This window comes from Micromonospora sp. CNZ309 (assembly GCF_002846525.1).
Map to the genome: position 1 here is coordinate 4,402,926 of NZ_PJNG01000001.1, position 23,561 is coordinate 4,426,486.

Below are 23,561 nucleotides of genomic sequence, written 5' to 3' on the forward strand. Positions count from 1 at the left end.
CCCGGACGACGGCGTGGCGCGGCGGCGGCCCCCGCCGGGCGCCGGACGGCGGCCTGCTGGCGGAGACCGGCGGTCAGGATACCGGACGGAGCCGTCCCGACCAGGCCCACGAACGCCCGGAGCATCTAACCTCGACGCAGTGTCGCGTCGACGTCACGCACCGCCGAGCAGCGCCTCGCGTACCTCCGCCCAGACGTGCTCGCTCGCGGCCACCAGGAGGCCGTGGCCGTCGTCGCCCGGGCGGTAGTCGGTGCCGTCGAAGCGCCGGGCGACCCCGCCCGCCGCCCGCACCAGCAGGGAGCCCGGGGCGTGGTCCCACGGCAGGGTGCTCCAGAAGAGCACGAAGTCCTGGTCCCCGGTCAGCACGTCCAGGTATTCCCGGCCGGCGCAGTGCAGGCCGGGCAGCAGCTCACCCAGCCGCGCGCCGCCCGCCTCGACGAGCGCGCGCGGCGCGGCCGGCAGGGCGTGCGACATCGCGGCGCCGCGCACCGCGTCGAGCGCGGGCGCGCGGTCGCCGGTCCGCACCGGCCGGCCGTCGAGCCGGGTCCCCTCGCCGGCGCGCGCGACGGCCAGCGTCCCGGCGAGCGGGTCGAGCACCCAGGCGGCGACCGGATCCCCGTCGGTCAGCAGCGCCACCATCAGCGCGAACGGCTGCCGGCCGGCCGCGAAGTTCGAGGTGCCGTCGACCGGGTCGACGAGCCACACGTCGCCGGAGCCACGCAGGTGCTCCAGCAGGGCCGGGTCGTCGGCGACCGCCTCCTCGCCCACCACGACCGAGCCCGGGCGCAGCCGGCGCAGGGCCACCGAGATGATCTCCTCGGCGCGGCGGTCGGCGACGGTGACGAGGTCACCCGGCGCCTTCTCGCTGATGTCAGCGGCGTCGAGCTTGCGGAACAGGGGAAGCACGACCTGGTCGGCGGTCTCGCGCAGCAGACCACCGACGTCGTCGAGCAGGGTGTCAGCCACGCGGCGGCAGCTTCACCACGCTGACGAAGAACTCGTCGATCTGCCGGACCACCGAGATGAAGCGCTCGAAGTCCACCGGCTTCGTCACGTACGCGTTGGCGTGCAGCTGGTAGCTGCGCAGGATGTCCTCGTCGGCCTGGGAGGTCGTCAGCACCACCACCGGGATCCGGCAGAGCTGCTCGTCGGACTTGATCTCCTCCAGCACCTCCCGCCCGTCGCGGCGGGGCAGGTTCAGGTCGAGCAGGATCAGGTCCGGCTGCACGACGTCGGCGTACCGGCCCTCCCGCCGCAGGTAGGCGAGCGCCTCGGCGCCGTCGGAGACGACGGTCAGCCGGTTGCGGAGCTTGTGCTCCTCGAACGCCTCCTGGGTCATCAACACGTCACCCGGATCGTCCTCCACCAGCAGGACCTCGATCGGGCTCTTGCCGTCCGCCGGCGCGGTCATCCCACCGTCTCCCTCATGTCACCCGTTCTACCGCCTTCCGGTGCCCGGTCGGGCCCGTCCGTGGTCTCCGCCTCGTCGGCGCGTCGGTCGGCCCGTGCCGGGGTACCCGCACCGGCCTCGCCGCCGGGCTCGTCGCCGTCCCCGGTCGCGGGCTCGTCGGTCGGCGGCTCGTCCGCCGCGGCGGACGCGGCGGCCGCCGCCTCGACGTCCTCGGGCAGCGCCGGGAGGGTGAAGCGGATCGCCGTGCCCTCCTCGGTGCCGGTGTCCACCCAGACCCGGCCGCCGTGGTATTCCACGATCTTCTTGACGATCGCCAGCCCGATCCCGGTGCCCGGGTACGCGTCCTTGGCGTGCAGCCGCTGGAAGATGACGAAGATCTTGTCGGCGAACTCCGGCTCGATCCCGATGCCGTTGTCCTGACAGCTGATCTCCCACTCGTCGCCCACGAGGCGGGCCGAGACGTGCACCTTGGGGGGCACGTCCGGGCGGCGGAACTTCACCGAGTTGCTGACCAGGTTGGCCAGCAGGTTGGTCAGCAACGGCTCCTCGCCGCGGATGACCGGCAGCTCGCCCCAGGTCAGCTCCGCGTCGGCGTACTGCCGGGCCGCCTCGGTCTGGCCGGCCACGTCGCCCATGACCTTGTTCAGGTCGACCTCGGTGAAGCCCGTGGTGAGCCGGCCGATCCGGGAGAAGGCGAGCAGGTCGTTGATCAGGCGCTGCATCCGCTGCGCGCCGTCGACCGCGAACGCGATGTACTGGTCGGCCCGCTCGTCCAACTGCCCCGCGTAGCGGCGCTGGAGGAGCTGGCAGAAGCTGGCCACCTTGCGCAGCGGCTCCTGGAGGTCGTGCGAGGCGACGTACGCGAACTGCTCCAGGTCACGGTTGGAGCGGGTGAGTTCCTCGGCCTGCTTCTGGAGCTGACTGTTGACCCACTCGATGCGCTCGCGGGCCTCCCGCACCTCGGCCAGGTCCTTGGCGATCTTGCGCCGCATCGCGTCGACGTCCTCGCCGAGCCGGAGGAACTCGGGTGGGCCGGTGCCGGAGATGCCGTGCTGGTAGTCGCCCTCGGCCACCTCGCGGACCTGGTCGGCGAGGCCGGTCAGCGGGCGGATCACCATCTTGTCCAGGGAGACCAGCAGCATGCTGCCCGCGATGATCACCACCGCGACCGCGACGATCAGCAGGACGACCAGCAGGTTGCTGGTCCGCCGGACGTCCTCGGCGCTCCGCTGCCGGGCCTCGAAGATCTCGAACTGGAGGTCGTCCAGCGCGCTGCGGACCGCGTCGAACTGCTCCCGGGCCTGATCGGTGATCAACGCCTGCCCCGCGGCGGTGCCGCGCTGCTGCGTCGCGGTGACCACCGGCACCGCCACCGCCTGGCGCCACTCCTCGGCCCGCTGCTCCACCTTCAGGAGCTCCTGCCGGATCTCCGGGTAGTCGCCGAGCAGCCGCTCCATCGAGACGACCAGGTCCTGCTCCCGCTTGCGCCCCGCGTCGTACGGCGTCAGGTCCGCCGCGTTGCCGCTGACCGCGTAGCCACGCACCGCGGTCTCCTGGTCGAGCAGCGCGTTCTGCACCTCCTGCGCCTGCACCCGCAGCGGCCCGGTCTTGTTGAGGATCGCGTCGATGTGCAGGCGGTTCTTCGTCGCCACCGCCACCGCGCCGCCCGCCAGCCCGATCAGGAGGACGGCGACGACGGTGAGCAGCATGACGACCCGCTGACGCAGGGTCCACTCGCGGATGCCCGTCACCGGCCACCGCCCCGGCTGACCAGCAGCATGGCGACGTCGTCGGCGAACGGGCCGCCGTTGAGCTGCTCGGCCCGCCCGACCAGCCAGGCCGGCAGCTCGGCCAGCGGCACGGCGAGGGTCGCCGGGTCGGCGAGCAGGCCGCTGAGGCCGGGCACGTCGAGGCGCTCGTCGCCCTCGCCGGTCCGGCCCTCGATCAGGCCGTCGGTGTACATCAACAGGGACCAGTCATCGGTGTCGAACTCCAGGTCGTAGGCCACGGGCCGGCGGGGTCGTACGCCGAGCAGCAGACCGCCGCGCGCCGGGACCGGCACCACCTTGCCCCCGGCGAGCAGCAGCGGCGGCGGATGCCCGGCCAGCCGGACGGTGGCCCGGTTGCCGTCGAGGTCCAGCCGCACGGTGGCGACGGTCGCGAAGATCTCCTGGAGCCGGCGCTCGCTCATCAGCACCTGCTCCAGCGCCGGAAGCACCTCGTCGTCGGGCACGCCCGCGAGGATCAGCGCCCGCCAGGCGACCCGCAGCTCGACGCCCAGGGCCGCCTCGTCCACACCGTGCCCGCAGACGTCGCCGACGATCAGGTCGAGCCGGTCGGGCCGGGTCTGCACCACGTCGTAGAAGTCGCCGCCGATCAGGGCGGCGTGCCGGCCGGGCCGGTAGAAGGTGTGCACCGCGACCATGTCGGTGGTCATCAGCGGCTGGGGCAGCAGGCCACGTTCGAGGCGGGCGGACTCGGCCTGGCGCAGCTCCACCTCGCGCAGCCGCCGGGCGTTCTCGTCGGCGCGCTTGCGCTCCACCGCGTACCGCAGCGCCCGGGTCAGCAGCACCCCGTCGACCTGGCCCTTGACGAGGTAGTCCTGGGCACCCTCGGCGACCGCGACGATGCCGAGGTGCTCGTCGGAGCGGCCGGTCAGCACGCAGACGGCGGCGCCGCTGGACATCTCCAGCACCTGACGCAGCCCGTCGAGGCCCTGCGCGTCGGGCAGGCCCAGGTCGAGCAGGACGCAGTCGACGCCCATCACGCGCTGCCGGGCCTCGCTGAGGCTGGTCGCCACGAGCAGGTCGATCATCGAATTGGTCTCGGCGAGCAGCTCACCGACCAGGAAGGCGTCACCCTCGTCGTCCTCGACCAGCAGCACCCGCAGCCGCTCGCCGGGAGGCAGGTTGGGATGACGTCCCATCCCGCCGTGCGGGTACGGCGCGACGGAGGAACCGGCCAGGCCGGTCCCCCGGTACGGCCGGGTCACCGCCGCGAGACGCGGGAGATCGCTGGTGATGTCGGGCTCCTTCCGAGTGCCCTGCTGATCCTGTATTAGACAACGTTCGCACACAACACGACGGGCTCCGCATGCGCGGGGGATGGGTCGGATCACTACGCGGCGGGGGACGTGGCGGACGGGCGGGCCCCCTGGTCCACACCGGGAGTCCCGCCGACGGCCGCCGGGGTGCAGGATGGTGCCCACCTGAGACCCCTCCCGAGGAGACCCCCGTGGGCGCACCCCCCATCCGCCCCGCCGACCGCGCGCTGGCCCGGCCCCGTCGCCGGCTGGCCGCCGCCGTGGCGGCGCTCGCCGCGCTCGCCGCCGTGGGCGCCGGCACCCTGCTCGACCTGCGCACCCCAGAGCCACGCCCGGCCGACGCGCCGCCGGGCGAGTTCAGCGCCACCCGGGCGTACGAACACGTCGAGGTCGTCGCCGCCCGTACGCACGTGGCGGGCAGCCCGGCGAACGACCAGGTCCGCGCGCACGTCGAGGGGGTGCTGCGCGGCCTCGGCCTGGAGACCGAGGTGCAGGACACCGTCGCACCCGAGGCCGGCCAGCTCAGCGGGGCGGCCGGCGGGGCAACCCTGGCCCGGGTACGCAACGTGGTGGCCCGGCTGCCCGGCACCGACCCCACCGGGAAGGTCTTCCTCGTCTCGCACTACGACTCGGTGCAGTCCGGCCCGGGCGGCAACGACGACGCCGCCGGCACCTCGACCATCCTGGAGGTGGCCCGCGCGCTGGCCGCCGGCCCCCGGCCGCGCAACGACATCGTCTTCGTGCTCACCGACGCCGAGGAGGCGTGCCTGTGCGGGGCGGCGGCGTTCGCGTCCAGCCACCCGCTGGCCGCCGACGGCGGCGTGGTGCTCAACCTGGAGGCGCGCGGCTCCACCGGCCCCGTGATCATGTTCGAGACGTCGCGGGACAACGCCGCCCTGGTGGACGCCTTCGGCCGGGCCGCCCCGCACCCCGTGGGCACCTCGTTCGCCGTGGAGATCTACCGCGCACTGCCCAACGACACCGACTTCACCGCCTTCCTCGACGAGGACTTCGTCGGGCTGAACTCGGCGTACATCGACGGCGGGGCGATCTACCACACCCCGCTGGACACCCCCGCCGCCATGGACCGGGCCAGCCTCCAGCACCACGGCGACAACGCCCTCGGCCTCGCCCGCGAGTTCGGCCGGGTCGACCTGACCGCCCTGGACGCCGGGCACGACGCCACCTACTTCCCCGTCCCGGGCGGGCTGGTCCGCTACCCCGGCTGGCTGGTGCTGCCCCTGGCGCTGCTGGCGCTCGCCGCCGTGACCGCCCTCGGCTGGCTCGCCCTGCGGCGGGGCCGGACCACCGGGGGCCGGCTCGCCGCCGGCTTCGGGCTGGCGCTGCTGCCGCTCGTACTCGCCCCGCTCGGCGCGCAGCTGCTCTGGGCGGCGATCACCGCACTGCGGCCCGGCTACGCCGAGCTGCTCGACCCGTACCGGCCGACCTGGTACCGGCTGGCCGTGGTGGCGCTCGCCGCCGCCGTCCTGTTCACCTGGTACGCGCTCACCCGCCGCCGGGTCGGCCCGGCCGCGCTCGCCGTCGGCGGGCTGGGCTGGCTGGCCGTGCTCGGGGTGCTGCTCGCCGTGCTGGTGCCCGGCGGGGCGTACCTCGTCACCCTGCCGGCCCTGGCCGGCGCGCTGGCCGGGCTGGTCGCGCTGAGCGTGCGGATCGACGGCCCGTGGCCGGTGGCCGCGGCGACCCTGGCCGCGGCGGTGGCCGTGGTGGTCCTGCTGCCCACCGTCGTCCTGCTCTTCCCGGCGCTCGGCATGGCGATGGGCGGGGTAGCGGCGCTGGTGGCGGTGCTGCTCGGCCTGGCCGCGCTGCCGGTGGTCGACCTGCTGCACCCGCAGGCCGGCGGGCAGCGGGCGATGGGCGCCCTGCGCGCGCGCCGGCTGGGCGCGCTGCCGGCCGGGGCCGCCGCGCTGGCCATGGCGGTGTTCGCCGGGGTCGGGCTCGCCGTCGACCGCTTCGACGCCGCGCATCCCGCGCCCACCCACCTGATGTACGCCCTCGACGCCGGCACCGGGCAGGCCCGCTGGCTCAGCCACGAGGAGGATCCGCAGCCCTGGACCGACGGCTACGTCGACGGGGTGACCGAGGTCGCCGACTTCCCGGGCCTGGGCGACGCGGAACTGCGCGCCGGCCCGGCGCAGGCGGCGAACCTGCCCGCCCCGAAGCTGGAGGTGCTCGCCGACACCACCGCCGGCGCCGAGCGCACCCTGCGCCTGCGGCTGGTCCCGCAGCGCCAGGTCCGCCTCACCACCCTGCACGTGGACGCGGCCACGGCGACGGTGCTCCGGGCGGAGGTGGCCGGCCGCGCGGTGCCGGTGGAGGCCCGGGAGGGGCGCTGGGGCTTCGGCCTGGTCTTCCACGCCCCGCCACCGGAGGGCATCGAGGTGACGCTGACCGTCACGCCGAAGGCGGGGCAGGTGGCGCTGCGCGCGATGGACGCCAGCGACGGCCTGGACGCCCTGCCCGGCTTCCGGCCGCGCCCGCCCGGCGTGGGCGTCGTGGGCTCGCACAGCTCGGAGATGCTGGCCGTGGCCCGCACCTATCCGCTCTAGGGTGGACGCCTCCGCCTGAAGGCAGGCGGCTCCGCTCCGGGGCAGGCGGCGGGGGTGGCTCGGGAAACGGTCGTTTTCCGGGCCACCCCCGCGCCTGTCAGGTGTCCAGCTCAGCCGCGGGTGACCGTGACCTCGGCGGTGAAGGCGCCGCTGCCGTTGCCCGGCGCGTCGTCGTTGATCCGCAGGTACAGCGCGCTGCCGGAGCCGTAGTAGGTGAACGTCGTGCCGGTCCCGGCGTACCGGTAGTTGCCGTTGGACTTGGCCAGCAGCGAGAAGGCGCGGGCGTTCGACATCGGGAACTTCGAGTCGCCGGCCATGTTCGTCCAGCCCTGCGGCCCGTTGTTCCCGGTGAACCACACGCCGGACCAGATCGACCCGTAGGCGCTGATCTGGACCCGGTCGCCGTCCTGCAACCAGCAGCCGGAGTTGACGTCGTACGACGCCTCCTCGACCTGCTTGGTCTCCTGGCAGACGACGGTGCTGGTGGTCGCCGCCTGGGCCGGCGTCACACCGACCAGCGCGCTGCCCGCCACGGCCGCCGCCACCGCGAACCGGGCCGATACCGTCTGGAACCTCATGTCGTCCCCCTCCAAATGGTTGCCGTTACGGAGATCAACACTAGGAATCCGGAGGTCAGGGCGCCTCAGTGCCAGCACGTAATTGATGTCGGCCAGGCGTCGTCGCTGTCGGCTCCGGGGGTCGCTGTCGGCCCCCGGGGCGTCGCTGTCGGCCCGGGGGCGGTCCGCGGTCAGTCGGCCAGGAAGGTCAGCACCGCGAGCACCCGCCGGTGGGTGTCCGGCTCGTCGGCCAGCCCGAGCTTGGCGAAGATGCTGCGTACGTGGGTCTCCACGGTGCGCTCGGAGAGGTGCAGGTCGGCGGAGATCCCCCGGTTGGCCCGACCTGCCGCCATCCGGGCCAGGATCTCCCGCTCACGCGGTGACAACACGCCGACGCCGCCCGACACGCGCGGGCGGCGCAACAGCCGCTCGACCACGATCGGGTCGATCGCCGTGCCCGCCGCCGCGACTTCGCGCACGTCCCGAAGGAACCCGGCGACGTCGGTGATCCGGTCCTTGAGCAGATAGCCGACCCCGCCGCCGGGCTCCTGGAGCAGGGCCAGAGCCTCCCGGTGCTCCAGGTGCTGGGACAGCAGCAGCACGGCGACACCGGGGTGACGACGGCGTACGGCCAGCGCGGCGCGGACGCCCTCCACGGTGAAACTGGGCGGCATGCGGATGTCGACGATCGCGATGTCCGGCTCATGCTGGGCGACAGCGGCCAGCAACTGCTCACCGTCGCCGACCTCAGCCGCGACGGTGATGCCGTGCCGCTGAAGCAACAGTGCCAGGCCGCTGCGCAGCAGTACGGAGTCGTCGGCCAGAACCGCCCGCACCCCACCGTCCCGAGCGGCGGCCGTCAAGGCCCGGGTCATGACGCCGCGAGGGGCATGACGGCGCGTACCGCCGTGCCACGCCCCCGGATGCTCGACACCCGCAGGGTCCCGCCGCACGACTCGACACGCTCCCGCAGGCCGTGCAGCCCTCCACCCGGCACCGCGAGCGCGCCGCCGATCCCGTCGTCGTGGACGGTGACCTCGACCCGGCCCCCGCTGGCGGCGAGCGTGACGGACACCCGGCCCGCCCGGGCGTGCTTCTGACTGTTCGTGACCGCCTCCATGGTGACGAAGTAGGCGGCGACCGCGACCGGTTCGGGCAGCGTGAGGTGGCTGACCCGATCGTCGACCAGGACCGGGACCGCGGCCCGCTCGGCGATGGCGGCCACCGCCCCGGACAGGCCGTGGCACACCAGGGCCGCCGGGTTCATGCCCCGGACGAGATCGCGCAGGTCGGCGATCGCCTGCTCGACCTCCGCCGCGCCGCGCGCGACCAGCGCGGGATCGTCCTGCCGCAGCATCATGGCGGCGGCGAGCAGCCGCTGTTGCACCCCGTCGTGCACGTCACGCTCCACCCGGCGGCGCTCCCGATCGCGAGCCCGGCGCAGGTGGCGGCGCTCGACGCGGTGCATGCTGAGCGCGGCTCCGACCGGGATCAGCGCCGCACCGAGGGCGTACAGCGCGGTCGGCCAGTGCCCGGAACCGTAGGTGACGGTGCTCAGCATCGCCGTACACAGGCCGTTGACGGCCAACGCGGCCCAGAACGGGGCGTACACGTGCCGTTCGGCGCGGTCGGCCCGGCGGTACCGCACGATGAACAACCCGGCGAGGAACACGCCGACCAGCGGATAGGACAACGCCCGCAGGTGTAGCAGGAGACCGGTGCTCAGCGTCCCGGCCACCACGGCCCCGGCGACGATCACCGGCCAGTACGCGTAGCCGGCCGCGGCGATGAGCCGCTCCCAGCGTCCCCGCAGCCGGCCCGACGACACGACGAGACCGGCGTGCAGGTGCATCGGGTCGTGCACGATGCTCAGCATCATGCCGGCGGCGAACAGGGAAGGCAGGGTGACGCGCCCCCAGGCGTCCAGCAGCCACACCAGGCCGCAGGCCACCAGCAGCGGCCCTACACGGTTGTCGGGGCGTTCCCGCCACAGCCGCAGCCCCACCTCGACGTGCAGGACCCCGGTGACGGCGAGGCAGGCCAGTTCCCAGGGATCCATCCAGTACAGCGCCAGCAGCGGTCCGCACAGCAGCGCCGCGGTCGCGACGCGGAGCGGCCACCGTAGAAGTTCCATGGATCATGATGTTGCCGCGCGGTCGCAAGCATCGGTGAACGTCCGTCGGTAGCCCGACTCACGGCGATCGGTTGGTCGGCTTCCTCCTGGCGCTCCTCGACCCGCCCGCCGTCCACGCCGAGGTGGCACCCGGGCCCGAGCTCGGCTCCCGAGAACGCCCCGCCAGGCTCGCGCGGCAAGCCCCAAGCATGGGGGCGGTGACCGCGGTGCCCGAGCCGACGACCCCCACGCCAGCCACTACCGCAGTCCAGGTCAGATCAAAACCCGCACCTGGGAGGGGGTGGTGGCCGCCGTGGTTGGGCCGGCCACCCAGGAGCCGACCCCCGTAGCCTGTTCCGGTCAGGTCAAATGCGCCGCTGTGGCGATGTCCGCCGGGGGCACGGTCCGCGACACGAAAGCCGAGTCCGACCCCAGGCACCGCCGAGGCGGTCGGCGGCGTCAGGTCCGGGGGCACACACGGGGCACAAGGCAGTGTGAAAAGTCGTCAAGAAGCGACGAATGACGTGTGTCGAAGAAGGGGCGTGACCAGCGCCCCGGCCGTGTCGCCGCAGGTCACGCGATCGCCCGTATAAGTTCCGCTTCAACGTCTGACGGTCGCCGGTCTTGCAGTCGCGCCACGGAACCGGGGAGCCGGGGGGGGAACGTGGTTGTCACGCTCCGAATCGTCGACTGCGGGCCGAGTAGGAGCGCAGGGCGCGGAGAAAGTCGATCTTCCGGAAGCCGGGCCAGTACACGTCGCAGAAGTACAGCTCGGAGTAGGCGGCCTGCCAGAGCAGAAACCCGGACATGCGGCGTTCTCCGCTCGTGCGGATGACCAGATCAGGGTCGGGTTGGCCTTCGGTGTACAGGTGCGCCGCGAGAGCGTCGGCGGTTAGTCGCTGTGCGACGTCGTCGAGTGCGGTGCCCGCTCGTGCCTCCTGTTCCAACAGGGAACGAACTGCACTGACGATTTCCTCGCGGCCGTCGTAGCCGATGGCGACCGTAAGATGGAACTCGGCACCGCGTTCGCGGGTGGCGTCTTCCGCGAGTTTCAGGGCGTGGCGTGTCGAGTCGGGTAGGACGTCCGCGCGGCCGGCCAGGTGAAGCTGCCAGGGATTGGCCGGGCGGAGGAGTGGCTCCGCGACGACCTCCTCGATCATCCGCATCAGGTTCTCCACCTCTTCGGATGCCCGCTTACGCATGTTGTCGACGGAGGCGATGAACAGAGTGACGTGATGGATGCCCATGTCGGCACACCAGCTCAGTACCTCGTGGACGTGTTCCGCGCCGTACCGGTGGCCCACCCCGGGGTCATCGAAGCCCACCTGCCTGGCCCACCGACGGTTCCCGTCCATCACCATTGCTACGTGCCGTGGCAGCGATTTCCCGGCCAGCTGGGCATGGAGGCGGCGGGCGTAGAGCCGGTAGGCGCCATGGCGTATGGGCTGCATCATGATCGAATGAAATCACCTCATCGGCGCTGGCATTGGCCCGGCTGCTCAAACGTCAGGCGGACGGGGAATTGTGACCTTCGGTTCGGGCGGGCTGTTCGACAGCAACGGTGACAGCTACGAGCCGGAACAAAGACGACCACGCCCGGCGTCACGTGGGCGGTCGGCGGAAGCGGGAGACGGATGCAGACGCAGGCAGAGGAAGCGCACGGTTCTTTTAAGCGAGGCGTCAGGCTACGGGCTAACGCTGGAGCCTGCCAGGCCGTCAGCGAACGCGTCGCCGACGATCCACGAGTTCAGGCCGGGCACAGATCCGGCACAACCGAGCGCGAGTAACGGCGGAAGACGACGGAAACCAGCGGAAGGCATTTCAGCAGGTCAGACGCCGTGCCAGGTATCGCGCGGGAGGTCGGGCGGCCGGGGGTCTTACTTCCAGCGGAAGTGCACGAAGAGGCGGCCGAAGTTCTTCGAGTCCTTCTCGACGCGGTGGTAGAGCTGCTTGACGTCCTTCTGGTCGAGGAAGCGCAGCACCCGCTTCTTGAGCTGGCCGGAGCCCTTGCCGGGGATGATCTCAACGAGGGTGGCCTTCTTCGCCACCGCCTCGTCCATGATCCCGCGCAGGGCCCGGTCGATGTCCTGGCCCTTGTTGAAGATGTCGTGCAGGTCCAGCTTCAGCTTCATCGCGCACCCGCCGGCAGCTCACGTCCCATGACGCCGATGGTAGGCGCCTCGCGGCGCCCGCCGCGATGCCCGGTGATCAGGACGCCATGGACGTCATCCGACGACTTTGACGTCCATGGCGTCCTGATCACCCCCGCGCTCGGCGTTGCGCGTCCCCGTGACGAGCACGAGGGCGGGGCAGCTCGATGGAGCTGCCCCGCCCTCGTCCGCCGTCAGCGGGTGCCCTCGACCCGGGTCTGCACCCGGTCCAGGGCGACGCGGTAGTCGTCGTTGCCGCTGTGCATGGCCGCCGCTATGCGCAGGTGCCGCAGCGCGTCGGCGTGCCGGTTGAGCCGCTCCAGCGTGCGGCCCAGCACGTGGTGGGCGTAGTGGTCGGCGGGGTCCCGGTCGACCAGCTCCCGCAGCTGCGCCTCGGCCCGGTTGAGCTGCGCCGACTGGAAGTACGCCCGGGCCAGCAGCTGCCGTACCGAGGCGTTGCCGGGCTCGGCCTCGACGATCGGTTCGAGCAGCCGGGCCGCCCCGTTCGGGTCCCCGGCCTCGAAGAACATGGTCGCCCGCCGGTACTCGGCCAGAAGGTCCATCCGACCCACCCCCTCGTGTCGCGCCACTGTCCCGACGCTGGCACAACATCCGCCGTACCGCGACTGTTCCCGACCGGGGACCGCGTGGGCCGGCCGGCGAATCGCGACGCCGCCGGAGCCGGCGGGACGGCGGCAGGACAGGGCGGGGACGGGGCGGAAGGCGGATGAAGCGTCAGGTGGCGGCGCCGTGCCGGTTGGCGGCCAGCTCCCAGGCGCGTACGCCGCCGACGATGCCGGCGGTGTTGGGCACCACCACCACGTCGTCGCCCATCCGGGCGAGCTGCTCGGGGCGGATCAGCCGGGAGTTGCCGCCGCCTAGGTAGAGCCGGTCCCAGCGGAACACCGGCCGCAACCCCTCGACGACCTGCCGGATCCGGCGGGACCAGAACGCGTCCCCGAGGCGGCGCCGCTCCGGCTCCCCCACGTACGTGTCGTAGGTGGTGTTCCAGCGCACCGGCGCGTGGGACAGCTCCAGGTGCGGGGCGAGCACCCCGCCGTCGAAGAGCGCGCTGCCCAGCCCGGTGCCGAGGGTCAGCACCAGCTCGCAGCCGGTCCCGGCGACCACCCCGGCGCCGTGCACCTCGGCGTCGTTGAGCACCAGTGCGGGCACCCCGAACGCCTCGGCGAGCGCGGTCCGCGCGTCGTACCCGGACCACTGGGCGACCAGGCCCGGGTCGATCTTCGACCGGGGCCCGGAGCGGGTCACGTAGTGCGGGGTGGCGACCACCACCCCGTGCCGGATCATGCCCGGCAGGCCGACGGTGATCCGGTCCGCCGTGGGCAGCCGGCCGGCGAGGTCCAGCAGCGTCTTGACGAAGAGCGCCGGCGGCAGGGGGTACGGGGTGGGCACCCGTATCGGCCGGGCGCGCATCGTGCCCGCCTCGTCCAGCACGGATGCCTTGATCCCGCCGCCGCCACAGTCGATCGCCAGAGTGGTCACCACCCGAGCAGTGTGCCGCGCGCCTGCCGGGCCGGGGAGCAAGGGTGGGCGATCGGGCGGATAGGGTCGGACACTGATGAGCGCGACGATGATCGTCAAGGGGCTGGCCGCGGGGCACGGGGACCGGGCGCTGTTCGCCGGGCTGGACCTGGTGGTCGCACCGGGGGACGTGGTGGGGCTGGTCGGGCCGAACGGGGCCGGCAAGTCGACGCTGCTGCGTACCCTCGCCGGGCTGCTGCCGGTGGAGGCCGGCAGCGTGACGCTCAGCCCGCCCACGGCGAGCGTCGGGCACCTGCCGCAGGAACCGGAGCGGCGGCCCGACGAGGGCGTACGGGAGTTCCTGGCCCGGCGCACCGGGGTGACCGCCGCGCAGGCGGCCCTGGACGCGGCGACGACGGCGCTCACCGACGGCGCGCCCGGCGCCGACGACGCCTACGCCGAGGCGCTGGAGCGCTGGCTCGCCCTCGGCGGCGCGGACCTGGAGGAGCGGGCCGAGCAGGTGGCCGCCGAGCTGGGCCTCACGGTCGACCTCGACCACCCGATGACCGGTCTCTCCGGCGGCCAGGCGGCCCGGGCCGGCCTGGCCTCGCTGCTGCTCAGCCGCTACGACGTCTTCCTGCTCGACGAGCCGACCAACGACCTGGACCTGGCGGGTCTGGAGCGGCTGGAGGAGTTCGTCACCGGGCTGCGCGCCGGCACGGTGCTGGTCAGCCACGACCGGGAGTTCCTCGCCCGCACGGTGACCCGGGTGCTGGAGCTGGACCTGCACCAGCAGCAGGTCCGGCACTACGGCGGCGGGTACGCGGGCTACCTGGAGGAGCGCGAGGTCGCCCGCCGGCACGCCCGCGAGGACTACGAGGAGTACGCCGACACCCGGGCCGGGCTGGAGGCGCGCGCCCGCACGCAGCGGGCCTGGATGGAGAAGGGCGTGAAGAACGCCCGCCGCAAGGCCACCGACAACGACAAGATCGGCCGCAAGTTCCGCGCGGAGGCGACCGAGAAGCAGGCGGCCAAGGCCAAGCAGACCGAGCGGCTGATCGAACGGATGGAGGTGGTCGAGGAGCCACGCAAGGAGTGGGAGCTGCGGATGGAGATCGCCGCCGCACCCCGCGCCGGCGCCGTCGTGGCCTCGCTGCGCGACGCCGTCGTACGCCGGGGCGACTTCACCCTCGGCCCGGTGACCCTCCAGATCGACTGGGCCGACAAGGTGGCGGTGACCGGGGCGAACGGCTCCGGCAAGTCCACCCTGCTCGCCGCCCTGCTGGGTCGGCTCCCCCTCGACGCCGGGCACGCCGCGCTCGGCCCGGGCGTGGTCGTCGGCGAGGTGGACCAGGCCCGGGGCCTGTTCCTCGGCGACGTGCCGCTGATCGACGCGTTCGGTGCCGCCGTACCGCAGCTGTCGCCAGCGGACGCGCGGACGCTGCTGGCCAAGTTCGGTCTTCGCGCGGGGCACGTGCTGCGGCCGGCGGCGACCCTGTCGCCGGGCGAACGGACCCGGGCGGCGCTGGCGCTGCTCCAGGGGCGCGGGGTGAACCTGCTGGTGCTGGACGAGCCGACGAACCACCTGGACCTGCCCGCCATCGAGCAGTTGGAGTCGGCGCTGGCCAGCTACCCGGGCACGCTGCTGCTGGTCACCCACGACCGGCGGATGCTGGACGCCGTGACGACCAACCGGCGGCTGCGGGTGGCCGCCGGACGGATCGCCGAGGATTGATCCGTGCCGACCCGTCGGTGGCGGGTGAGAATGACTCCATGCTCAAGTGGGAGTACGCGCTGCTGGTCCGCCGCCGTCAGGCGGCCACCACCGACATCGGCTGGGAGATCGTCTTCGTCTGGTACGGCCCGGACGGCTCCATGGTCGACGTGACGCCCTACGGCGACACCGCGCTGGCGCACCTGAACCGGGCCGGCGACCAGGGCTGGGAGCTGGTGGCGATGAGCGAGGACCCGTCCCTGCCCGGCAACAACGAGTTGCACCGCTACCACCTGAAGCGGCCCAAGCCGGCCGCGCCGCAGCCCCGGCAGCGCATGCGCGGCGGCGCCCGCCCCCGCCGCACGATCACCGGCTGACCCGGCGGGCCGTTCCGCCGCACGGCCATTGCGCTGACCCCGCGGGCCATTCCGCCGCACGGCCACCCGGCTGATGCGGCGGCGGGCGGGTGCCCTGGGCATAACGGGCGGGGATCCGGGTATGGGCCGGCGGGAGGTGGCCCGGATGGTCGCGCTGGCACAGCATCCGCCCTCGGCCGAGCGGCTGCGGGCGATCGACGGATTCCTCGCCGAGGCGTGGGCCGACCAGGCCCGGCACGACGACCGGCTGCGCGACCTCGCGGTCGAGGTGCGCTTCGACCGGGGGGTGGCCCACCTCGGCGGCGAGGTCGCCGGGCAGGACGAGCTGCGGCTGGTCCGGGACCGGGTCGGCCGGCTCGCCGGGGTGCTCGGCGTCTGGTGCCGGGTACGCGTCGGCGGGCGCGACCCGGTGGTGGTCGACCTGGGCTGCGGCGCCACCAAGCAGTGGCCGGGCAACCTGGGGCTGGACATCTTCCCGGCCCCCGGGGTGGACGCGGTGGCGGACCTCTCCGGCTCGCTGCCGCTGGCCGACGACTCGGTGGACGTCTTCTTCGCGGTGCACATCCTGGAGCACCTGATCGACTTCCTGCCGCTGGTCGACGAGTGCCACCGGGCACTCCGGCCGGGCGGGGTGCTGCACGTGATGAGCCCGTGGTGGCGGCACGTGAACGCCGTCGCCGACCCGACCCACGTACGGCTGCTCGACGTGCAGACGGTCAAGGGCATCTGCCTCCAGCGCCCGCCGGGCACCCCGCGCTGGTATCCGCTGCACGTCGGCTGCGACGGTGCCTCGATCTTCGCCGACCTCACCCCGCTGCCCCCGGACGCGGACGGTCCCACCCCCGCCCACCTGGCCCGCTTCTTCGACTGACCCACCGCCCACCCACCCCACCCACCCCACCCACCCCGGCCCCGGCTGCCCTCGTCGATCATGAGGTTGGCGGCGGTTCTGGAGATCAAAATCGCCGCCAACCTCATGATCGACGAGGCGGGAGCGGGGTGGGGGCGGGAGCGGGGGGTGGGGTGGGGTGGGGGTGGGGCGGGGGTCAGGGGCCCTGGGTGCTTTCGCGGGGGGTCAGGGTCCAGGGGGCGGAGAGTTCGCGGGGCGGGGCGGCCCGGTCGCCGTCGAGGCGGCCGGCCAGCAGCTCCACCGCCAGCCGGGCGATGCGCTCCTTGTCGGGCGCGATGGTGCTCAGGGTGGGCACGGAGAAGCGGCCGTCCTCGATGTCGTCGAAGCCCGCCACCGCCACGTCCTCGGGCACCCGCAGGCCCGCCTCGTGCAGCGCGCGTAGGGCGCCCAGGGCGAGGGTGTCGTTGAAGCAGAAGACGGCGTCGGGGCGTACGCCGGAGGTCAGCAGGCCGCGCATCGCGGCGGCGCCGTCCGCGCGGTGCCAGGCCGTCGCGGGCGCCACCAGCCGATCGTCGTAGGCGAGCCCGGCGTCGGCGAGCGCGGCGGTGTAGCCGGCGAGCCGGAGCCGGGCGCTGACCCCCTCCGGGGTGCGTTGCGAGCCGATGGCGGCGATCCGGCGCCGGCCGAGACCGGCCAGGTGAGCGGTGATCGCCCGGGCGGCGCCCACGTTGTCGATCCCGACGTGGTCGGCGGGACCGTGGTCGACGCGCTCGCCGAGCAGCACCATCGGAGTGCCGGCCAGGCCGGTGAGGTCCTCGGCGGTGAGCGCCAGCGGGCTGAAGATCAGCCCGTCGATGAGGTGCTCGGTGATGCCCGAGGCGGCCACCCGCTCCTGCTCGTGGCCGCCGCCGGTCTGGTCGATCAGCACCGTCCAGCCCAGCTCGGCCGCCGCCGTGACGACGTGCCGGGCCAGCTCGGCGAAGTAGGGGATGTCCAGCTCGGGGACCGCGAACGCGATGACGCCGGTGCGCCCCTTGCGGAGGTTGCGGGCGGAGAGGTTGGGCCGGTAGTTCAGCTCGGCGATGGCCTCCTCGACCCGGGCGCGGGTGTCGGGGCGCACGTGCACGTAGCCGTTGACCACGTTGGAGACGGTCTTCACCGACACGCCGGCGCGCTCCGCCACGTCCTTGAGCCTGTGCCGCACCACTCCGCCTCCCCCCATGGGTGCGCACTTTACCTCGTGGACGGCTCTTTACAACGTTGCTTACAACGTTGTAGGAACCATGGGCACCGGGTGACCGTGGTCACCCGGTACCCGGCAACCAGGAAAGGTGGCACCCTTGCGGACCGCGCAGCTCACCATCGACCCGGCCTTCGCCGTCGGACCGGCCGACCGGCGGCTCTTCGGCTCCTTCGTCGAGCACATGGGGCGCTGCGTCTACGGCGGGGTCTACGAGCCCGGGCACCGGACCGCGGACTCGCGGGGGCTGCGCGGCGACGTGCTGGAGCTGACCCGTGAGCTGGGCGTGTCGGTGGTCCGCTACCCCGGGGGCAACTTCGTCTCCGGCTACCGCTGGGAGGACGGCGTCGGCCCGGTCGGTGACCGCCCCCGCCGCCTCGACCTGGCCTGGAAGACGATCGAGACCAACGCCTTCGGGCTCGACGAGTTCATGACCTGGGCCGCCACGGCCGACGTCGAGCCGATGATGGCCGTCAACCTCGGCACCCGGGGCGTGCAGGAGGCCTGCGACCTGCTGGAGTACACGAACCATCCCGGCGGGACCCACCTGTCCGACCTGCGCCGCAAGCACGGCGCCGAGGAGCCGTACGGGGTGCGGCTCTGGTGCCTGGGCAACGAGCTGGACGGCCCGTGGCAGGTCGGCCACAAGACCGCCGACGAGTACGGCCGGCTCGCCGCCGAGACCGCCCGCGCCATGAAGATGATCGACCCGTCGATCAGCCTGGTCGCCTGCGGCAGCTCCAACCGCACGATGTCCACCTTCGCCTCCTGGGAGGCGACGGTGCTGGAGCACACCTACGAGCACGTCGACTACATCTCGGCGCACACCTACTACGACCCGTCCGACGGCGACCGGGCCAGCATCCTGGCCTCCGCCGTGGATATGGACAACTTCATCCGCGAGGTCGTCGCCACCGCCGACCACGTGGCCGCGAAGCAGCGGCACCGGCGGAAGCTGAAGATCTCCTTCGACGAGTGGAACGTCTGGTACCAGTCGCGTCTCCAGGCCGACCTGGACCGGCGCGGCTGGGTGGAGGCACCGGCACTGATCGAAGACGACTTCACCGCCGTCGACGCGGTGGTGGTCGGCGACCTGCTGATCACCCTGCTCCGGCACGCCGACCGGGTCGGGGTGGCCTGCCAGGCCCAGCTCGCCAACGTGATCGCCCCGATCCGCACCCGCACCGGCGGCCCCGCCTGGCGGCAGAGCATCTTCCACCCGTTCGCGCTCACCGCCCGGCACGCCCGCGGCACGGTGCTGCGTACGGAGCCGGTCGGCCCGACGTACGAGACGAAGCGGTACGGCGAGGTGCCGGTGCTCGACACGGTCGCCGTGCACGACGAGGAGACCGGCGGGCTCACCGTGTTCGCGGTCAACCGGGGCGACACGGACCTGGAGTTGCACCTCGACCTGCGCGGTCTCGCAGGACTATCCGCTTCGTCGCACGTGAGCCTCGCCGCCGGGGCCGACCCGACGGCGACGAACACCGAGGCCGAGCCCGACCGGGTGACGCCTCGGCAGCTACCCACCACCACCACCGACGGCGGCCGGTGCTCCGTGCGCCTGCCGGCCGTCTCCTGGAACATGCTGCGCTTCTCCCCCGTCGGCGGCTGACACCGCACCTGTCCTGAGCAGGCACAATTCATCCCGTCCCCCAAGGAGCAAAATCCCATGATGCAGAACGAAATGAGCCGGCGGCGGCTGCTCGGCCTCGGCCTCGGGCTCGGCGCCGCGGCCTCGCTGACCCTGGCCGGGTGCGGCGGCGACGACGACAGCTCGGGCCCGGCGGCCGGCAACGGCGGCAAGGACTACACCGGCCCGAAGGTGGACCTGAAGCTGTGGAACGGTTTCACCGGCGGCGACGGCGACATCTTCAAGGCGCTGGTGAACCAGTTCAACACCGAGCACCAGAACATCGCCGTCGCGATCGCCACGTACCAGTGGGAGGACTACTACAACAAGCTCCCCGGCGCGGCCTCCAGCGGCGCCGGCCCGGACATCGCGGTCATGCACATGGACCAGCTCGCCACGTTCGCCGCGCGCGGCGTGATCACCGAGCTGGACGACGTCGCCAAGACCCTGGAGCTGTCCGAGGGCGACTTCGCCCCCACCGTCTGGAAGGGCGGGCTCTACAACTCCAAGCGGTACGGCATCCCGCTGGACATGCACCCCCTCGGCTTCTACTACAACAAGGGGGTCATGCAGAAGGCCGGACTCGACCCGAACAAGCCGCCGGCGACGAAGGACGACTACACCGCCGCGCTGACCGAGCTGAAGAAGTCCGGTGTGCAGGGCTTCTGGGTCAGCCCGTTCCAGTTCACCGGCGGCATGACCTTCTACTCGCTGCTGCACCAGTGGGGCGGCAGCGTCTTCGACGCCGAGGCCACCAAGGCCACCTTCAACTCCGACCAGGCCGTCGAGGCCTGCACCTGGCTGACCGACCTGATCAAGCAGGGCCACTCCCCCGCCAACGTCGGGCAGGACGCCGACTACCTGGCCTTCAAGAGCGGCAAGAACGCCTTCAACTGGAACGGCATCTGGCAGATCAACGACCTGAAGAAGAGCCCGGAGATCCAGTGGGGCGTCGCGCCCCTGCCGCAGATCGGCTCGCAGCCGGCCGCCTGGGCCAACTCGCACAACTTCACGATCGTCAAGCAGCGGGCCAACGACGCCAACAAGGTCTCGGCGGCGAAGGTGTTCATCAACTGGCTCAGCCAGCACTCCCTGGACTGGGCCAAGGGCGGCCAGGTCCCGGCCCGCAAGGCCGTCCGCGACAGCGCCGACTTCAAGGCGCTGACCGAGGTCAACGCGCTCGCCCCCGAGCTGGAGTACGCGGCCTTCCCGCCGGCGGCCCCGGGCCTGGGCGAGGTCATGACGACCTTCTACAACTCGTTCAACGAGGCGGCGCTGGGCAAGAAGTCGCCGAAGCAGGCGCTGGACGACGGGGTGGCCAAGGCGAACAAGCAGCTGGAGGACAACCGCAAGAAGTACGGGAGCTGAGTTCCCGTGGCGGACGTGATCGAGGTCGGGGCGGCGCGCGGTGACGCGCCGCCCCCGGCGGCTGGCGCCGCCCGCCGGAGCACCCGGCCCGGCCGGGCCGGGCGGGCCACGCCGTACCTGTTCCTCGCGCCGTACCTGCTGCTGTTCGGGGTCTTCGGCCTGCTGCCGATCCTGCTCGGTCTCTGGCTCAGCGTGCACCAGTGGGACTTCCAGCTGCCCAACCGGCCCTTCGTCGGGCTGGACAACTACGCCGAGCTGTTCTCCAGCGAATCGGCCGTCTACGGCGACTGGTGGCAGAGCGTACGGGCGACCGGGATCTTCACCGTCTTCGCGGTGCCGCTGCTGGTGGTCGTACCCCTCGGGCTGGCGCTGCTGCTGAACCGGTCGTTCCCCGGCCGGACCTTCTTCCGGGCGGTCTACTTCGCGCCGTACGTGCTGGGCGTGGCGGTGATCGGCCTGCTCTGGCGGTTCCTGCTCGACGCCAACCTGGGCCTGGTGAACCGGCTCGCCGGGATGGTCGGGCTGCCGGCCGACACCCCGTGGGTGACGGACGTGCCGTGGGCGTGGGTCTCGCTGGTGGGGGTGACCGTCTGGTGGACCTCCGGCTTCAACGCCGTGATCTACCTGGCCGGGCTCCAGGACATCCCGCAGGAGCTGTACGAGGCGGCGAAGGTGGACGGCGCGAGCGCCTGGGAACGGTTCCGGCACGTCACGCTCCCCGGGCTGCGTCCCGTGCTGCTCTTCGTGATCACCACGACCGTGCTCGCCTCGGCGAACGTGTTCGGCCAGTCGTTCCTGATCACCCAGGGTGCGCCGGGCACGGAGACCCGCACGGTGGTCTGGTTCATCGTCGAGGAGGGGCTGCGGGACAACGACGCCGGCCGCGCCGCCGCGATGAGCATCGTGTTCGCCCTGATGCTGGCGGTCGTGAGCATCGCCAACTTCCGCCTCTTCCGTTACCGGGAAGACTGAGGGGACCGCCATGACGACGCCCACGCGCACCACGCGCGCCCCCGAGCCGGGCCGGGCCGGTGTCCCGGCGGCCGGGCGCGCACCGGGCACCGCGCTGCGCCGGACCGCGCTCTACGCCATCCTGGTCGTGCTCGCCCTGGTCTTCCTGCTGCCGCTGGTGTGGATGGTCATCACCTCGCTGAAGACCTACACCGGGGCCCAGCAGATCCCGCCGACCTGGCTGCCGGAGCCGATCTCCGGGTACGGCTACGAGCAGATCCTGAACAACTCGGCCAACCCCGTGCTGCGCTGGTTCGCCAACAGCATGCTGGCTGCCACCGCGCACGCGCTGCTGGTGCTGGCGACGGCCTCGATGGCCGCGTACGCCCTGGCCCGGATGCGCTTCCGCGGCCGCGGGGTGTTCTTCGCGCTGATCGTCGGGACGCTGTTCATCCCGCCGACCTCGCTGATCATCCCGAACTTCCTGATCGTCGACGAGCTGAACTGGATCGACACCCTGACCGTGGTGATCGTCCCCGGGGCGGCGAGCGCGTTCGGGGTGTTCTTCCTGCGGCAGTTCTTCCTCTCCCTCCCCCGGGAGTTGGAGGAGGCCGCGGTGCTGGACGGGGCCAACCAGTGGCAGATCTTCTGGCGGGTGGTGCTGCCGCTGTCCCGGCCGGCGCTGGCCACCCTGGCGGTGCTGTCGTTCCTCACGAACTGGAACGACTTCCTCTGGCCGATCTTCGTGCTGTTCAGCCCCGAGACGCTCACCCTGCCGCCGGGCCTGGGCCTGCTCCAGGGCGCCTACGTCACCGACTACCCCGTGATCATGGCGGGGGCGGTGCTGGCCAGCGTGCCGGTGCTGGTCCTCTTCGTGCTCGCGCAGCGGCACATCATCCAGGGCGTCTCCCGCAGCGGGCTGAAGGGATGACGGTCGGAACCAGCCGGCGGCGCGGCGCGGCGGCGGTGCTCGCCGCCGCGCTGTTCGCCGCCGGTTGCGGTGGTGGAGAAGAACCCTCGAACACGGGAGACGACGCACGCATGTTCACCAACCCGGTCGTACGCACCGACGCGCCCGACCCGCAGGCGATCCGGGTGGGCGACACCTGGTACCTGTTCCACACGAACGCCGGTGGCCGCAACGTCCCGGTGCTCACCTCGGCGGACCTGGTCGACTGGACGCCGGCCGGGGACGCGCTGCCGGGCCTGCCGGGGTGGGCGGACGCCGGGAAGACCTGGGCGCCCGAGGCGATCGAACTGGCCCCGGACCGGTTCGCGCTCTACTACACCGTCGCCGGGCGCGAGTCGGGGCGGCAGTGTGTGGGACGGGCCGTGGCGGGCGCCCCGCAGGGGCCGTACCGGGACGACTCGACCGGTCCGCTGATCTGCCAGGCGGAGCTGGGCGGAGCGATCGACGCCAGCCCGTTCCGGGACGCCGACGGCAGCCTCTGGCTGCTGTGGAAGAACGACGGCAACGCCATCGGGGTGGACACCTGGATCTGGTCGCAGCGCCTCTCGGACGACGGGCTGCGCCTGGTCGGCGAGCCGACGAAGCTGCTGAAGCAGACCGAGCCGTGGGAGGGCACCCTGATCGAGGGCCCATTCCTGCACCGCCACGACGGCAGGCTGTTCCTGTTCTTCGCCGCGAACGCCTACGACCGGGCCGAGTACGCGGAGGGCTACGCGATCTGCGAGTCGCCGGCCGGGCCGTGCGTGAAGGCCCCGGAGAACCCCATCCTGAAGACCAACGAGGTCGCGTCCGGGCCGGGGCACGCCTCGATGGTGGTCAAGGACGGGCGCACCTGGCTGCTCTACCACGCCTGGCCGCCGGGCCAGGAGGGCACGGTGGACCCGGGCCGCCAGGTCTGGCTCGACGAGGTCGTCTGGACCGACGGCAAGCCGGTGGTCAAGGGCCCCACGGGGGAGCCCCAGCGGCTGCCCTGACCGGGGACCTTCCGGAAGGCGGCCAGCCCGGAGCACCGCACGCACGCCCCGGAGGCAGCGACAGCGCGGCACCTGCCGATCGGGTGCCGCGCTGTCGGCGTACACCAGGGGAAGCGCGACCGAACCGCGGCGGCCGACACCCCTCCCACCGTCCGGACCAC

Annotated in this window: 21 protein-coding genes; 9 read left to right on the forward strand and 12 right to left on the reverse strand. The window is 72.7% G+C overall.

All coding sequences use genetic code 11. The annotated features are described in order from the left end of the window. Nucleotides 1-153: 153 nt before the first annotated feature. From CLT72_RS18385 to CLT72_RS18400, 4 genes are read right to left on the reverse strand one after another with little or no spacing between them, the layout of a single operon-like run. The gene (locus tag CLT72_RS18385) at nt 154-966 is read right to left on the reverse strand and encodes an inositol monophosphatase family protein (RefSeq protein ID WP_101412858.1); all 813 of its coding nucleotides are present in this window, start codon (nt 964-966) and stop codon (nt 154-156) included. Continuing rightward, the gene (locus CLT72_RS18390) at nt 959-1,411 is read right to left on the reverse strand and encodes a response regulator (RefSeq protein ID WP_088998277.1); all 453 of its coding nucleotides are present in this window, start codon (nt 1,409-1,411) and stop codon (nt 959-961) included. The genes CLT72_RS18385 and CLT72_RS18390 overlap by 8 nt, the downstream gene beginning before the upstream one ends. Then, complete coding sequence (locus CLT72_RS18395; protein ID WP_284040031.1) at nt 1,408-3,120, reverse strand: sensor histidine kinase; 1,713 nt, start codon at nt 3,118-3,120, stop codon at nt 1,408-1,410. Before CLT72_RS18395 ends, CLT72_RS18390 begins: the two co-directional genes overlap by 4 nt. Nucleotides 3,121-3,158: 38 nt before the next feature. Next, a complete protein-coding gene (locus tag CLT72_RS18400) occupies nt 3,159-4,337 on the reverse strand; it encodes a PP2C family protein-serine/threonine phosphatase (protein ID WP_101415246.1) in 1,179 nt (392 codons plus the stop codon). Between the two features lie 308 nt (nt 4,338-4,645). Between CLT72_RS18400 and CLT72_RS18405 the strand changes: the two genes are divergently transcribed. Further along, on the forward strand, nt 4,646-7,021 hold the full coding sequence (locus CLT72_RS18405) for a M28 family peptidase (protein WP_101412860.1): 2,376 nt from the start codon (nt 4,646-4,648) through the stop codon (nt 7,019-7,021). 110 nt (nt 7,022-7,131) lie between these two features. Here the strand turns inward: CLT72_RS18405 and CLT72_RS18410 are convergent, their stop codons facing one another. From CLT72_RS18410 to CLT72_RS18440, 7 genes are all read right to left on the reverse strand, one after another. Further along, complete coding sequence (locus CLT72_RS18410) at nt 7,132-7,599, reverse strand: hypothetical protein (protein WP_101412861.1); 468 nt, start codon at nt 7,597-7,599, stop codon at nt 7,132-7,134. Between the two features lie 170 nt (nt 7,600-7,769). Beyond that, nucleotides 7,770-8,414, reverse strand: a complete 645-nt coding sequence (locus tag CLT72_RS18415) for a response regulator transcription factor (protein ID WP_101415247.1) — start codon at nt 8,412-8,414, stop codon at nt 7,770-7,772. A 35-nt stretch (nt 8,415-8,449) separates the two neighbouring features. After that, a complete protein-coding gene (locus CLT72_RS18420) occupies nt 8,450-9,712 on the reverse strand; it encodes a sensor histidine kinase (RefSeq protein ID WP_101412862.1) in 1,263 nt (420 codons plus the stop codon). 650 nt (nt 9,713-10,362) lie between these two features. Next, entirely contained in the window at nt 10,363-11,145 is a 783-nt protein-coding gene (gene uppS / locus CLT72_RS18425; RefSeq protein ID WP_308220796.1) for a polyprenyl diphosphate synthase, read from the reverse strand. A gap of 423 nt (nt 11,146-11,568) precedes the next feature. After that, nucleotides 11,569-11,823: a Smr/MutS family protein gene (locus tag CLT72_RS18430; RefSeq protein ID WP_088987488.1), complete on the reverse strand. Its 255-nt coding sequence runs from the start codon at nt 11,821-11,823 to the stop codon at nt 11,569-11,571. Nucleotides 11,824-12,035: 212 nt separating this feature from the next. Then, entirely contained in the window at nt 12,036-12,404 is a 369-nt protein-coding gene (locus tag CLT72_RS18435; protein WP_101412863.1) for a tetratricopeptide repeat protein, read from the reverse strand. Between the two features lie 172 nt (nt 12,405-12,576). Then, nucleotides 12,577-13,347, reverse strand: coding sequence for an ROK family protein (locus tag CLT72_RS18440; protein WP_101412864.1), 771 nt, complete (start codon nt 13,345-13,347; stop codon nt 12,577-12,579). 73 nt (nt 13,348-13,420) lie between these two features. Here CLT72_RS18440 and CLT72_RS18445 point away from each other — a divergent pair, with 73 nt between their 5' ends. From CLT72_RS18445 to CLT72_RS18455, 3 genes are all read left to right on the forward strand, one after another. Further along, on the forward strand, nt 13,421-15,058 hold the full coding sequence (locus CLT72_RS18445; RefSeq protein ID WP_101412865.1) for an ABC-F family ATP-binding cassette domain-containing protein: 1,638 nt from the start codon (nt 13,421-13,423) through the stop codon (nt 15,056-15,058). Between the two features lie 38 nt (nt 15,059-15,096). Then, nucleotides 15,097-15,414, forward strand: a complete 318-nt coding sequence (locus CLT72_RS18450; protein ID WP_101412866.1) for a hypothetical protein — start codon at nt 15,097-15,099, stop codon at nt 15,412-15,414. A 145-nt stretch (nt 15,415-15,559) separates the two neighbouring features. Next, nucleotides 15,560-16,285, forward strand: a complete 726-nt coding sequence (locus CLT72_RS18455) for a methyltransferase domain-containing protein (RefSeq protein WP_101415249.1) — start codon at nt 15,560-15,562, stop codon at nt 16,283-16,285. 175 nt (nt 16,286-16,460) lie between these two features. Here the strand turns inward: CLT72_RS18455 and CLT72_RS18460 are convergent, their stop codons facing one another. Beyond that, a complete protein-coding gene (locus CLT72_RS18460) occupies nt 16,461-17,468 on the reverse strand; it encodes a LacI family DNA-binding transcriptional regulator (protein ID WP_101415250.1) in 1,008 nt (335 codons plus the stop codon). A gap of 136 nt (nt 17,469-17,604) precedes the next feature. Here CLT72_RS18460 and arfA point away from each other — a divergent pair, with 136 nt between their 5' ends. From arfA to CLT72_RS18485, 5 genes are read left to right on the forward strand one after another with little or no spacing between them, the layout of a single operon-like run. Next, nucleotides 17,605-19,119, forward strand: a complete 1,515-nt coding sequence (gene arfA / locus CLT72_RS18465; RefSeq protein WP_101412867.1) for an arabinosylfuranosidase ArfA — start codon at nt 17,605-17,607, stop codon at nt 19,117-19,119. A gap of 57 nt (nt 19,120-19,176) precedes the next feature. After that, nucleotides 19,177-20,505 carry an ABC transporter substrate-binding protein gene (locus tag CLT72_RS18470; RefSeq protein WP_101412868.1) on the forward strand — a complete coding sequence of 443 codons (1,329 nt, stop codon included), beginning with the start codon at nt 19,177-19,179 and terminating at the stop codon, nt 20,503-20,505. Nucleotides 20,506-20,511: 6 nt separating this feature from the next. Beyond that, nucleotides 20,512-21,477, forward strand: coding sequence for a carbohydrate ABC transporter permease (locus CLT72_RS18475; protein WP_101412869.1), 966 nt, complete (start codon nt 20,512-20,514; stop codon nt 21,475-21,477). 10 nt (nt 21,478-21,487) lie between these two features. Next, the gene (locus CLT72_RS18480) at nt 21,488-22,387 is read left to right on the forward strand and encodes a carbohydrate ABC transporter permease (protein WP_101412870.1); all 900 of its coding nucleotides are present in this window, start codon (nt 21,488-21,490) and stop codon (nt 22,385-22,387) included. Further along, a complete protein-coding gene (locus CLT72_RS18485; protein ID WP_101412871.1) occupies nt 22,384-23,400 on the forward strand; it encodes a glycoside hydrolase family 43 protein in 1,017 nt (338 codons plus the stop codon). Before CLT72_RS18480 ends, CLT72_RS18485 begins: the two co-directional genes overlap by 4 nt. Nucleotides 23,401-23,561 lie beyond the last annotated feature (161 nt).

Coding starts and splice junctions, on each gene's coding strand:
- CLT72_RS18445 (WP_101412865.1), top strand. CDS start 13,421: ATGAGCGCGACGATGATCGTCAAGGGGCTGGCCGCGGGGCACGGGGAC.
- CLT72_RS18420 (WP_101412862.1), bottom strand. CDS start 9,712: ATGGAACTTCTACGGTGGCCGCTCCGCGTCGCGACCGCGGCGCTGCTG.
- CLT72_RS18450 (WP_101412866.1), top strand. CDS start 15,097: ATGCTCAAGTGGGAGTACGCGCTGCTGGTCCGCCGCCGTCAGGCGGCC.
- CLT72_RS18410 (WP_101412861.1), bottom strand. CDS start 7,599: ATGAGGTTCCAGACGGTATCGGCCCGGTTCGCGGTGGCGGCGGCCGTG.
- CLT72_RS18390 (WP_088998277.1), bottom strand. CDS start 1,411: ATGACCGCGCCGGCGGACGGCAAGAGCCCGATCGAGGTCCTGCTGGTG.
- CLT72_RS18430 (WP_088987488.1), bottom strand. CDS start 11,823: ATGAAGCTGAAGCTGGACCTGCACGACATCTTCAACAAGGGCCAGGAC.
- CLT72_RS18485 (WP_101412871.1), top strand. CDS start 22,384: ATGACGGTCGGAACCAGCCGGCGGCGCGGCGCGGCGGCGGTGCTCGCC.
- CLT72_RS18395 (WP_284040031.1), bottom strand. CDS start 3,120: ATGCTGCTCACCGTCGTCGCCGTCCTCCTGATCGGGCTGGCGGGCGGC.
- CLT72_RS18480 (WP_101412870.1), top strand. CDS start 21,488: ATGACGACGCCCACGCGCACCACGCGCGCCCCCGAGCCGGGCCGGGCC.
- CLT72_RS18400 (WP_101415246.1), bottom strand. CDS start 4,337: ATGGGACGTCATCCCAACCTGCCTCCCGGCGAGCGGCTGCGGGTGCTG.
- CLT72_RS18455 (WP_101415249.1), top strand. CDS start 15,560: ATGGTCGCGCTGGCACAGCATCCGCCCTCGGCCGAGCGGCTGCGGGCG.
- CLT72_RS18435 (WP_101412863.1), bottom strand. CDS start 12,404: ATGGACCTTCTGGCCGAGTACCGGCGGGCGACCATGTTCTTCGAGGCC.
- uppS (WP_308220796.1), bottom strand. CDS start 11,145: ATGATGCAGCCCATACGCCATGGCGCCTACCGGCTCTACGCCCGCCGC.
- CLT72_RS18470 (WP_101412868.1), top strand. CDS start 19,177: ATGATGCAGAACGAAATGAGCCGGCGGCGGCTGCTCGGCCTCGGCCTC.